The organism is Streptomyces pactum (genome assembly GCF_002005225.1).
In the GTDB taxonomy this organism is placed as follows: Bacteria; Actinomycetota; Actinomycetes; order Streptomycetales; family Streptomycetaceae; genus Streptomyces; species Streptomyces pactum_A.
In genome coordinates, this window is sequence record NZ_CP019724.1 from 3,482,308 (window position 1) to 3,494,302 (window position 11,995).

Genomic DNA, 11,995 nt, shown 5'->3' on the forward strand with positions numbered 1-11,995 from the left:
CCGGGCGGCCCGGGCGGGCCGCGGTCGGGGGAGGTGCGGTCAGCCGGCGAACCAGCGGACGGGCTTCGGCGCGAGGTTCTGGTAGACGTGCTTGCTCTCGCGGTACTCGGCGAGGCCCGCGGGGCCCAGCTCGCGGCCGACGCCGCTCTTGCCGAAGCCGCCCCACTCCGCCTGCGGCAGGTAGGGGTGGAAGTCGTTGATCCACACGGTGCCGTGGCGGAGCCGGCCCGCGACCCGGCGGGCCCGTCCCGCATCGGCGGTCCAGACGGCACCGGCCAGACCGTACTCGGTGTCGTTGGCGAGGGCCACGGCCTCGTCCTCGGTGCGGAAGGTCTCGACGGTGAGCACCGGCCCGAAGACCTCCTCCCGTACGACCCTCATCTCCCGGTGGCAGTGGTCGAGGACGGTCGGCTCGTAGAAGTAGCCGCTCTGCGGCCGCTGGGGGGACGGCTCGGGGCGCTTGCCGCCGCAGCGCAGTGCGGCGCCCTCGGCCAGCGCGGAGGCGACGTAGTCCTCGGTCTTGGCGCGCTGCTGCTCGGAGACGAGCGGGCCGCACTCGACGCCGTCCTCGGTGCCGCGGCCGAGGCGGATCTTCGCGGCGCGGCGGGCGAGTTCGGCGACGAAGCGTTCGCGGACCGACTCCTCGATGATGAGCCGGCCGCCGGCCGAGCAGACCTGGCCGCTGTGGATGAAGGCGGCGTTGAGTGCCTGGTCGACGGCGGTGTCGAAGCCCTCCTCGGTCTCGCAGGCGTCGGCGAAGACGACGTTGGGGTTCTTGCCGCCGAGCTCGAGGGCGACCTTCTTGACGGTGACGGCGGCGGCCTGGGCGACCTTGGTGCCGCTGATCAGGCCGCCGGTGAAGGAGACCAGGTCGACGTCGGGGTGCTCGGCGAGCCGGGCGCCGACGGTGTGGCCGGGCCCGGTGACGATGTTCGCGACGCCGGCGGGGAGACCGGCCTCGACCAGCAGGTCGATCAGCGCGACGGTGGTCATCGGGGTGATCTCGCTGGGCTTGATCACCAAGGTGTTGCCGGCCGCGAGCGCCGGGGCGATCTTCCAGCTTGCCTGGAGGAGGGGGTAGTTCCAGGGCGTGATCATCGCGCAGACGCCGACCGGCTCGTGCACGACGACGCTGTGGATCTCGGGCGAGCCCGCGTCGACGACCCGGCCGGGTGCCTCGCCGGCGACCAGGTCCGCGAAGTAGCGGAAGGCGTCGGCGACGCAGTCGATGTCGACCCGCCCCTCCTCGACGGTCTTGCCCGCGTCACGGCTCTCCAGCAGGCCGAGCGGCTCGCGGTCGCGCACGAGGAGGTCGGCGACGCGGCGCAGCAGCGCGGCGCGTTCGGCGACGGGGGTGTGCGGCCAGGGGCCCGCGTCGAAGGCGCGGCGGGCGGCGGCGACCGCGAGGTCGGTGTCCTTCTCGTCGCCCTCCGCGATCACGGCGAACGGCAGGGCGTCGGCGGGATCGAGGATGTCGCGGGTGGCGCCGGAGGACGCCGCCAGCCACTCGCCTCCCGCGTGAATGGTCCGGTGCGCCCGCTCCGCCGGAGTTTCCGTGCTGTTCGCCATGATCGGTATTGCCTTCCGTTCCTGTTCAACCCCCCTGTGTCACACGCGTGTCACGCTCGGGGACCGTGAGCCCCTGCCCCACCGCCCCGTAAGCATGCCGAATTGGTGGCCGAAAGTGCGGCGCATCACTGAGGAAAGGGACAAGAGGCACGAAGCGTGCATGGACGCGCCGATTTCCTTTGACTAGAGTCAATGAAATGGAGCCTGTGTCGGACGACCCGGTGCCTCAGGGCCCGGTGCCTCAGGGCCCGGTGCCTCAGGGCCCGGTGCCTCAGGGCCCGGTGCCTCAGGGTTCGGTGCCTCAGGGTGCGGCGGCAAAGGACGTCACGGCGTTGCGGCGCTTCAACCGCTACTTCACGCGTCGCATCGGCGTCCTCGACGACCGCTATCTCGGCCAGGAGCGTCCGCTCGGCGAGGCCCGGCTGCTCTTCGAGATCACCGAGAGCGACTCCGGGGTGTCCCTGCGGGAGTTGCGCGTCCGGCTCGGTCTGGACGCCGGGTACCTGAGCCGGTTAGTGAAGGCGCTGCGGGCACAGGGCATGGTCCGGCTGGGCGTGCACCCCGACGACAGCCGGCTGCGTACGGTCGAGCCGACCCCCGCCGGACGGGCCGAGGTCGCGGAGCAGAACCGCCGGGCCGACGGGCTCGTCTCCGGGCTGCTCCAGGGGCTCGCCCCGGACCAGCGCCGGCGGCTGACCGACGCCGTGACCACCGCCCAGCGCCTGCTGCGGCTGGCCGCCGTCACCGTCACGCCGGTCGACGCCCGCGCCCCGGACGCCCGCGCCTGCCTGGACGCCTACGCCGCCGAACTGGACGCCCGCTTCCCCGAGGGCTTCGACCCGGCCGACCTCGTGGGCCCGGAGGAGGTGTCGGGGGACGCCGGGGCGTTCCTCGTCGCGTACGAGGAGGGACGGCCGGCCGGCTGCGGGGCGCTGCGGCGGACGGCGGCCGGGGCCGGCGAGATCAAGCACGTGTGGGTGCACCCCGGCGCCCGGCGGCTGGGGCTGGCCCGGCGCCTGCTCGACGCGCTGGAGGGCGAGGCCGCCGCGCGCGGCCTGCGTGTCGTACGGCTCGACACGCACGCCGTGCTGACCGAGGCGCGGGCGATGTACGAGGCGTCCGGCTACACGGAGATCCCCGCGTACTCCGACCACGTCTACGCCGGGCACTGGTTCGAGAAGCGGCTGCCGAAGGTCTGACGACGGACACGGGCCCCGTTCCGGTCACCACCGGAACGGGGCCCGTGGCGTGCGGGTGGGCTCAGATGAGGCCGAGACCGCGGACCGCCTCGCGCTCCTCCGACAGCTCCTTGACGGAGGCGTCGATGCGGGCGCGGGAGAAGTCGTTGATCTCCAGACCCTGGACGATCTCGTACTTGCCGTCCTTGGTGGTCACCGGGAAGGAGGAGATGATGCCCTCCGGGACGCCGTAGGAGCCGTCCGACGGGATGCCCATGGAGGTCCAGTCACCCTCGGCGGTGCCGTTGACCCAGGTGTGGACGTGGTCGATGGCGGCGTTGGCGGCGGAGGCGGCCGACGAGGCGCCGCGGGCCTCGATGATGGCGGCGCCGCGCTTGGCGACGGTCGGGATGAAGTCCTCGGCCAGCCACTTCTCGTCGCCCACGACCTCGGCGGCGTTCTTGCCGGCGACCGTGGCGTGGAAGATGTCCGGGTACTGGGTGGCGGAGTGGTTGCCCCAGATGGTCAGGCGCTTGATGTCGGCGACCGTCGAGCCCGTCTTCTTCGCGAGCTGGGTCAGCGCGCGGTTGTGGTCCAGGCGGGTCATCGCGGTGAAGCGCTCCGCCGGTACGTCCGGGGCGGCGGCCTGGGCGATCAGGGCGTTGGTGTTGGCCGGGTTGCCGACGACGAGGACCTTGATGTCGTCCGCGGCGTGGTCGTTGATGGCCTTGCCCTGCGGCTTGAAGATGCCGCCGTTGGCCTCGAGGAGGTCACCGCGCTCCATGCCCTTGGTGCGCGGGCGGGCGCCCACGAGGAGGGCGACGTTGGCGCCGTCGAAGGCGACGTTCGGGTCGTCGGTGATCTCGATGCCCTGCAGGAGCGGGAACGCGCAGTCGTCCAGCTCCATCGCGGTGCCCTCGGCGGCCTTGAGCGCCGGAGTGATCTCCAGGAGGCGCAGTTTGACCGGCACGTCCGCGCCGAGGAGCTGGCCGGAGGCGATGCGGAAGAGCAGGGCGTAACCGATCTGGCCGGCCGCGCCGGTGACGGTGACGTTCACGGGAGTGCGGGTCATGGCGTTCTCCGTTGACAGCTAGCGGTGGGGCGTCCCTGCCCCGGGCGATTGATCGATCTCTTGGTATCAAGAGATCCAACCAGCCGTCAGGCTATCGCGCCTCCCGTCCCCGGCACGTCCGGGTCGGTGTGGCCCGGCCCACAGGGCCGCCCGGGTGTCACCCACGTGCGCGAAACGGGCGTGCGGGGGCCTGGAGCACGAGGAGGGGGAACGGGAAGGGGGGCATGAAGAGGCGGCCGCCTGTCCGGGAGAGGTGGGGAAGGCGACCGCCGTCCGGGGATACCGTTGCCGGGCTCCCGTGGGGGTACTTCTCGCGTGCCCCTGACACCGCGGGCCATGCCTGCCCAGCGCGACTTTTCTCCGGGCACGGGTCGCGCCTCCGCCCGACGCGGGGGGCGCGCCTGCGTCCGACGCGGGGGTCGCGCCTCCGCCCGACGCGGGGGGCGCGTCCCTGCTCCGCGCGGGTATCGCGCCCCGCCCGGTGCGGGTATCGCGGTCCCGCCCGGTGCGGGTATCGCGGTCCCGCCCGGTGCGGGTATCGCGGCCCCGCCCGGTGCGGGTATCGCGGCCCCGCCCGGTGCGGGCAGCACGGCCTCACCCCGCACGGGCGTCGCGATCCTGCTCCGCGCGGGCGGCACGGCCCCGCTCGGTGCGGGTGGTACGCGTCCCACTCGGTGCGGGTGGTACGCGTCCCGCGCGGCGGCTACTCCGTGCAACCCTTCTGGCCCGACACCAGCGTCACGCACGCCTTGGCGTCGGCCGCGGACTCAACCGCCACCATCGGGGTGTACGCGACGGTGTCGGCGGCCCCGGTGACCGTGTCCGTCTGCTGGTTCTTGCCGCCGGCGCTCACCTGCACCTCGTCGCCCTGCGCGGCCTGGGTGACGCGGGCCCACGCGGCGCCGCAGGTCTTGCTGTAGCGGACCTCGACGGCGGCCGTGCCGACGGTGGCGCTGGCGGCGGTGGTCACCAGGTCGCCGCCGCAGCCCATGATCTCCGGGTCCTTGCCGGTACAGGCGTCGCCGCTGCACTTCACGCCGGGCGGCAGCTCGGGGTCGGAGCTGACGGTGGGCGACGGGGACGGTCCGGTGCCCTCGTTCTTCTTGTCGCCGCCGTCGTTCAGGAGGAAGAAGGCGCCCGCGATCACGACGAGCACGCCGACGACACCCGCGACGAACGTGGTCATCCGTTTGCCGCCGCCCCCGGAGGACCGGCCCCGCGCACCGGAACCGCCGTGCGGGGGCCCGCCGTACGAGCCCAGGGGTGCCGTGGCGCCCGAGGGCCCGCGGCCGTCCGGCGCGGCGGCGGGCGGCGCCACCGCACCCCACGCGGTCTCCCCCGGGCCCGCGGTCTCCCCCGAGCCGGCCCGGGTCCCGGAACGCGCCGTGCGGTCACTGGCCGGCGCCGGTCCCCGGTACCCGGCGATGCCCCACGAGTTGCCGTCAATGGCTCCCCCGGACGACGGGACGGAGGGAGCGGTGCCCGGCGCACCGCCGCCCCGGGCCTTGCCGACGGCCGAGTCGGGGCTGTCGGCGGCCGTCGGCTGCGCGGGGACCGTCGGCGGGAACGTGGGGGCCACACCGGCCGGTCCGGCGATCCCGGGCGTGGCCGTGGCGCCGCCGCCGTGACGGGCGGTCCGGCTGCCCTTGCCGTTCCTGCCGCCGTTGCCCGCATTCGCCGCGGGAGCGCCCAGCTCGCCGAGCGCGGCACGCGCCTGGGAGATCCGGATGGCCTCCATGGTCATGTCGTGGCGCATCTCCGAGCGGCTCCAGGCCCGCTCGGCCAGCTCCCACATGGTGGTCAGGTGGACGGGATTGGTCCGCGTCACCTCGGCCAGGGCCACGATGGCGCCCTTCGGCGCCAGCAGCCGGCCGTTCAGATAGCGCTCCCAGGACGTCTTGCTGTAGCCCGTGGCGTCGGCCACCGACGCGATGCTCAGCTCGCTGCGGTCCACGAGTCGGCGCAACTGACTCGTGAACTCTCTGATCTGCGGATCGAGTTCATCCGGCAAGGCCTTCCAACGAGGCATTGCTTCCCCCTCTTCCCCCCGGTGACGTGCTGTTCGTTCCCCCGCTTGGTCCTTGCGCGGCGTCCCGCGCGAAGTTCCCGTTCTGGCTACCCACAGGGATGCGCCCGGTCAGGATCTCAGTTCCCGGGGTGGGGGCGCACGGGAGCACAGGGTCGCGAACCCGCACCGTCGCACGCCCGACGACCCGTGGTCCAGTGTCCCACCGGCCTTTCCTCGCCCTGAACCGAACCCCTGAACCGAACCCCTGACGCTAGCGCGGAGCCGCCCTCCGCGGCCCCGCTTTGCCGGACCGCGTGACGGAGTACCGGAACGGTCACTTCCGTGCCACAGCGCCCTGACAGGCGTTGAACAGGGCGTTCGCCGTGCAGGAGGGTTGGTTCCGGCGGCGGCCCGTCCTTCCACGGGGGTGAGGACGGGCCGCCGCACCGGAGCGGTACGGCCGCCGCCGGGGCCTGTCCGACAGGTCCTAGCTCACCGTGAAGTGCAGGGTGTCCTTCAGGAACGGGATCTCCAGCACCGGGTTCGGCTGGGTCATCAGCGCCAGCAGGACGATGGACAGACCCAGGACGCCGTAGGTGCTGATGTCCGTGAAGCGCGAGCGCACGGCGAGCATGCCGACGTCGGGCAGCACCCAGCGCAGCGCGGCACCGACCAGCAGGGCGGCGCCGATCAGCAGCGTCCCGTAGCGGAACACGTCCAGCGCGGTCAGCAGCAGGCCGGTCCCGACCAGGACGACCACGAGGAGGATCGGCCACTGCCGGGCGGGCGCCGGGGCGTCGCCGGCCGCGGCCCGGCCACCGCCCTCGGGGCGCGCGGTGTCGCGGGTGAAGAGCGGGAACCGGCGGGTGACCCGCCTCGGCCGGCCCTCGGCGTCGGGCGCGCTGACGGGGTCCCGGGCGGTGATGTCCTCCGGGGCCGGGGCCCCCGCGTCCTCCGGGGACCGCCGGTCCTCCGATGCCCTCTGGTCCTCCGGGCCGCCTCGCGCCCCCGAAGCCGCCGTACCCTCCGGGGCTCCCTGATCGTCCGGGGCCCCCTGTTCATCCGGGCTCCCCTGGTAGTCCGGGGTCCCCTGGTGCTCCTGGTCCCCCCGAGCCCCCTGCTTCTCCGGCTGCACCGGGGCCCCGGGGTGCTCGGCGCGGGTGTCGTCAGCCGGCACTGCGCTCCGCCGCCTCCACCACGTTGACGAGAAGCTGGGCCCGGGTCATGGGTCCGACGCCGCCGGGGTTCGGGGAGATCCAGGCGGCGACCTCGGCCACGCCGGGGTGGACGTCGCCCATGATCTTGCCCTCGGCGTTGCGCGAGACGCCGACGTCGAGGACGGCCGCGCCCGGCTTGACGTCCTCGGGACGGACCAGGTGCGGGGAGCCGGCCGCGGCGATGACGATGTCCGCGCGCTTGAGGTGGGCGGCCAGGTCCCGGGTGCCGGTGTGGCACTGGGTCACGGTGGCGTTCTCGCTGCGCCGGGTGAGCAGCAGCGGCATCGGGCGGCCGATCGTGACGCCGCGGCCGACGACCACGACCTCGGCACCCTTGATCTCCACGCCGTAGCGGCGCAGGAGGGTGAGGATGCCGTTGGGGGTGCAGGGCAGCGGGGCCGGCTCGTTGAGGACGAGGCGGCCGAGGTTCATCGGGTGCAGGCCGTCCGCGTCCTTGTCCGGGTCCATCAGTTCCAGGATGCGGTTCTCGTCGATGCCCCTGGGCAGCGGGAGCTGGACGATGTAGCCCGTGCAGGCCGGGTCGTCGTTCAGCTCGCGGACCACCGCCTCGATCTCCTCCTGCGTCGCCGTGGCCGGCAGTTGGCGCTGGATGGAGGCGATGCCGACCTGCGCGCAGTCGCGGTGCTTGCCGGCGACGTACTTCTGGCTGCCGGGGTCGTCGCCGACCAGGACGGTGCCGAGGCCGGGCGTGACGCCCTTCTCCTTCAGCGCCGCCACGCGGGCGGTCAGTTCGGACTTGATCGCGGCTGCGGTGGCCTTGCCATCGAGAATCTGGGCGGTCATGCCCCCATCCTCGCGGATGACCGGCCCCCGGTTCCAATCCGGCCGTCATCCGCCCGGTATCCGGGCACCGACCGGGCATCACGGGGCGCGTCACACCGTGTCGGATCATGATCGACGTTGTTGCACTTGCACAACACCGCGCGACCGGTCTGGACAAGTAAGAGATAGGTCAAGAACGATTGGGCAGTAGCACAGTGCCGCGGGGCCGTACCGGGGGGACGAACCGCCATGAAACACCTCCTCCGAGCCGAGCCGCGCGTCGTCCCCGCACGTGACAGCTACGGAGGAAGTCCCGCATGAGTTTCGGCGACCCGAACAACCCCTACGGTCCGCCGCAGGGCCAGCAGGGCCAGCAGCACGGCCAGCATTCGGAGTACGGATACCCCCAGCAGCAGCCCCAGGGCCAGCCCGGCTACGGCTACCCCGCGGCCCCGCCGGTCCAGTCCTACGGCGGCGGCCACGCGCCCGCCCCCGCGACCATGCCCGGCACGGTGAAGGCCGCGCGCGTGATGCTGTTCGTGCTCGGTGCCTTCCAGGCCATCGGCGGCGTGCTGATGATCGCGGCCAGCTCCTGGTTCGCCGACTACATCGAGGACGAGGTCAACTCCGACCCCAGCATCTCGGCGCAGGACGCGGAAACCGTCACGAGCATAGGCGCGGGCCTCATGATCGGCCTCGGCGTGATCATCCTGGCGTTCGCGTTCTGGGCGATCTTCACAGGTGTCAAGTTCGCCACCGGCCGGGGCGGTGCGCGCGTCTCCGCGATCATCTACGGCTCGGTCGTGACGCTGGTCAGCGTGCTCAACCTGCTGGGCGCCAACCTCTTCGCCCTGATCAGCCTGGTCCTCGGCATCCTGATCATCGTCTTCTGCGCCAACAAGAACGGCAGTTACTGGTTCAACCGCCCGCAGTACTGAACCGGCGTCCGCCACGGCGCACTTCGCGCCAATCACGCCACGGGGCCGTGTCTCACCCGTACGAGGGGAGACACGGCCCCGGTGCGTCGCCATAGTCTGACGTGGGTAGCCGTCAGGCACGGGGAGACGCACCTTGTACAGCATCATCGTGGTACCTCCGCCGACCACGGAGGACGAACCCACCCGCACCCAGTACCGGCTCGCACCCGGCGAACGGCTCGTCTTCGGGCGGTCCGTGCCCGAGGGCGGACTGCTGATCGGGCACGGCGGAGTGTCCCGCAGAGCCGGCGAGATCACCGCCCACGGCACCTTCTGGGCCCTGAGCAACCTCTCCGCCCACCAGACCTACGTGGTGGAGAACCCGGAGGGCGCCGGGGAGCACGTCAAGGTGGCGCCGGGCCGGCTGGAGGCCCCGGTGCCGTTCGAGTTCTCGCGCATCGTGCTGCCCGCCGCAGGCGACCTGCTGCCCCTCGAGGTGTGGGCGCCGCGCCACGACTACCTGCGCGCCGAGGACGGCACCGACGGCGAGCCGACCGCCCCGGCCTTCTCCGTCGACCGCACCAAGCGGTACTTCGCCGTCCTGGCCGCCCTGTGCGAGCCGCGGCTGCGCGGGGCACCGCACGCGCCGCTGCCGACGGTCGAACAGGTCGTCGAGCGGCTGCGGCCGGGCTGGCCGGCCGCGTCGCGCACGTCCGTCCAGTGGAACATCGACTACCTGGCGGTGAAGCTGCGGCTGAAGCCGGGCCCGGAGACGGCGGAGGCGGGCACGCGGCTCAACGGCAAGAAGGAGTCCCTGGTGTCGATGGCGCTCCGCTTCGACCTCGTACGCGAGGACGACCTCGTGGTCCTCGCGGCACCGCCGCGCCGGGTGCCCCGGTGACCGAGCCGTACGCCGTCCCCGTACCGAAGGGTTACCGGGTCGGCGCCTGGGAGGTGCGGGGCCCGATCGCGACGGGCGCCTTCGGCAGCGTGTACGAGGCCCGCCGCGTCGGTGACGGCGACGCCGGCCTGCCGCGCACGGCCGCCCTGAAGTTCCTGCCCACCGGCACGGGAACCCCGCGCCAGCTCGCCCACCTGCGCGAACTCGTCGAGCGCGAGGTCGAGTTGCACCGCAGGCTGCGACGCCCCCGACTCGTGCGGATGTACGAGACCCTGGTCGTCGACGACCCGGCCCGCCCCGCGCTCGACGGCGCCACCGTCCTCGTACTGGAGAAGGCGGAGGGGTCCCTGTCCGCCCTGCTGTCCGCGTCGCCGCGTCCGGCCGCCGGACCCGCGCTGCTGGCCCAGGTGTGCGAGGGCCTGGCCCAGTTGCACCGTGCCAGGTGGGTGCACGGAGACCTGAAGCCGGCCAACGTGCTGCTGATGAAGGACGGTTCGGCCCGGCTCGCCGACTTCAACATGGCCGCCGAACTGGAAGGCACCCACGCCTACACGCCCGCCTTCTCCACCCCCGACTACACCCCGCCCGAACTGCTCTGGTCCGAGATCGGCGAACGTGGCCGCCGCATCCGCCCCTCCGCCGACGTGTGGGCCTTCGGCGTCCTCGCCCACCTCGTCCTCACCGGGTCCTTCCCGCTGCCCGGCGGCACCCCGACGGCCCGCCGCGACGCCGGAGCCGCCTACGCGCGCGGTAGCGAGGAGCTGCGTCTTTCGCCCGCGCTGCCCGAGGCGTGGCGGGAGATCGTGCGCGCGTGCCTGACCCGTACACACGCCGAACGCATCGGCACGGAGGCCCTGTCGCGGCGCGTGGCGGCGGCCGCGGGCGGTACCGCCCGTCCTGCCTGGGCGGCCTGGCCGGCCCGAACGGTCCGGTCCGTCCCGCCACACCGCACTCGCCCCCTGCGGACGGTCCTCGCCGCCGCGGCCGCCACCGCGGCCGTCGCCGCGCTCGGGTACGGCATCAGCACCCGGACCGGCGGCGACGGCCCCGGCTCCACCCCCGGCGACCGCGGACCGGGCGGCACCGCGGCCGTCTCCGCCGCCTCCTACGGCGCCGGCGAACTGCGCACCGACCGGGACGTACCGGCCGCCTACCGCCTGCTGATCGTCGAGACGGCACACGACTGCGACCGGGAGGAGGTCAGCCCTCCGCTGATCGCGGCCATGCTGAAGGTGGAGAGCGACTTCGACCCGGACCTCTCCGACCCCGGGAAGAACGAGTACGGCATCGCCCGCTGGACCCCGAGCGTCCTGCGCTGGTGGATGAACGAGGACGGCACACCCGGCGAGTCCGTCCCCGAGCCCCCGTTCCCGCCCGCCGAGTCCATCCCGGCGATGGGCCGGTACCTGTGCTGGATCACTCCGCGCCTGGACGCCGGTCTGCCGGGCGACCGCCGGGTGCTGATCGCCGTGGCCTACCGGACGTCGTACGACAAGGTGAACGACGCGGGCGGGGTTCCCCCGAAGTACCGCGACTACGCCGACCGCGTCGCTCACCACCTCGAGGAGTACACGCCGGCCGCGGCGAAGTGACCCTGAGAGGTGCGAGGTACCGCCCGGCGGGCGCGGCGGGCACGGTGTGAGCACACCGCTCCGGCGGTACCACACCGACGTTCATGGGGGAACGACAGTGAACATCATCAAGCCCGCCGCGCTGCTCCTCGCGGCCTCGGCCCTGGTCGCCGGCTCCACGGTCGCGGCCACCGCCGCCGACCCCGGCGGCACCCGGGTGACCGCGCTCCAGCAGGCGGCCGACCAGGTGCTGGCCGACAAGCCCAAGCCCCTGCACGTGTCCGCCGACGCGGTCGAGTACGAGGGACTGACCGTCACCGAGGCGCCCAGGACCAAGGGCGCCCAGGACCTGGCCTGCGACTACGGCCACCTGTGCATGGTCGTCAAGGGCACCAAGTTCGACTTCTACAAGTGCCAGACGTGGAACCTCACCAACTGGACCGGCGACGGCCCGTTCACCAACAACCAGACGCGGGGCACGGTCGCCAAGTTCTTCAACCAGGACGGCAGCGTCCGCTGGACGTCGACGGCCTACCAGGCGGGCACGGCGACATGGGACCCGATCTGGTCCCTGCGCCCCTGCTGATCCGCTCCCCGGAGCCGGCCTGAACGACGGCCCCCGGTCCCCTCCACGGAGGGGGCCGGGGGCCCTTTCGCCGTCCGGAGTCCGCCGACGCGCCGACGCATACGAATGCTTAGGGTGCCCTCACCCGCCTCCCTTACGCTGCCCCTTGTTGGACTGGGGAATGTTGACCCCGAGCAATCGGGGGAGGGGGACG

The 11,995-nt window shown here is 73.1% G+C and carries 10 protein-coding genes; 5 read left to right on the forward strand and 5 right to left on the reverse strand.

Annotated features, from left to right (window positions below):
- Positions 1–39 precede the first annotated feature (39 nt).
- Positions 40–1,569, reverse strand: coding sequence for an aldehyde dehydrogenase family protein (locus B1H29_RS14255; RefSeq protein WP_055418254.1), 1,530 nt, complete (start codon positions 1,567–1,569; stop codon positions 40–42).
- A gap of 332 nt (positions 1,570–1,901) precedes the next feature.
- Between B1H29_RS14255 and B1H29_RS14260 the strand changes: the two genes are divergently transcribed.
- Entirely contained in the window at positions 1,902–2,768 is an 867-nt protein-coding gene (locus B1H29_RS14260; RefSeq protein WP_234393013.1) for a bifunctional helix-turn-helix transcriptional regulator/GNAT family N-acetyltransferase, read from the forward strand.
- Positions 2,769–2,829: 61 nt separating this feature from the next.
- On the opposite strand, the gene B1H29_RS14265 is transcribed toward B1H29_RS14260, so the two are convergent.
- The 4 genes from B1H29_RS14265 to B1H29_RS14285 all read right to left on the reverse strand — a co-directional run bounded on the left by B1H29_RS14265 (position 2,830) and on the right by B1H29_RS14285 (position 7,848).
- Positions 2,830–3,819: a malate dehydrogenase gene (locus B1H29_RS14265; protein ID WP_055418255.1), complete on the reverse strand. Its 990-nt coding sequence runs from the start codon at positions 3,817–3,819 to the stop codon at positions 2,830–2,832.
- Positions 3,820–4,522: 703 nt separating this feature from the next.
- Positions 4,523–5,848 (reverse strand): XRE family transcriptional regulator, encoded by a 1,326-nt coding sequence (locus B1H29_RS14270; RefSeq protein WP_055418256.1) that lies wholly within the window; start codon positions 5,846–5,848, stop codon positions 4,523–4,525.
- A gap of 466 nt (positions 5,849–6,314) precedes the next feature.
- Complete coding sequence (locus B1H29_RS40025) at positions 6,315–6,752, reverse strand: DUF3017 domain-containing protein (protein ID WP_055418959.1); 438 nt, start codon at positions 6,750–6,752, stop codon at positions 6,315–6,317.
- A gap of 241 nt (positions 6,753–6,993) precedes the next feature.
- Complete coding sequence (locus B1H29_RS14285; protein ID WP_055418257.1) at positions 6,994–7,848, reverse strand: bifunctional methylenetetrahydrofolate dehydrogenase/methenyltetrahydrofolate cyclohydrolase; 855 nt, start codon at positions 7,846–7,848, stop codon at positions 6,994–6,996.
- A gap of 296 nt (positions 7,849–8,144) precedes the next feature.
- Between B1H29_RS14285 and B1H29_RS14290 the strand changes: the two genes are divergently transcribed.
- The 4 genes from B1H29_RS14290 (at position 8,145) to B1H29_RS14305 (ending at position 11,802) form a co-directional block, all read left to right on the forward strand.
- Positions 8,145–8,765 carry a hypothetical protein gene (locus B1H29_RS14290; RefSeq protein ID WP_055418258.1) on the forward strand — a complete coding sequence of 207 codons (621 nt, stop codon included), beginning with the start codon at positions 8,145–8,147 and terminating at the stop codon, positions 8,763–8,765.
- 133 nt (positions 8,766–8,898) lie between these two features.
- Complete coding sequence (locus B1H29_RS14295) at positions 8,899–9,645, forward strand: hypothetical protein (RefSeq protein ID WP_055418259.1); 747 nt, start codon at positions 8,899–8,901, stop codon at positions 9,643–9,645.
- On the forward strand, positions 9,642–11,237 hold the full coding sequence (locus B1H29_RS14300; RefSeq protein WP_055418260.1) for a protein kinase domain-containing protein: 1,596 nt from the start codon (positions 9,642–9,644) through the stop codon (positions 11,235–11,237). Before B1H29_RS14295 ends, B1H29_RS14300 begins: the two co-directional genes overlap by 4 nt.
- Positions 11,238–11,334: 97 nt before the next feature.
- Positions 11,335–11,802 carry a hypothetical protein gene (locus B1H29_RS14305; RefSeq protein WP_055418261.1) on the forward strand — a complete coding sequence of 156 codons (468 nt, stop codon included), beginning with the start codon at positions 11,335–11,337 and terminating at the stop codon, positions 11,800–11,802.
- The last annotated feature ends 193 nt before the right edge of the window (positions 11,803–11,995 follow it).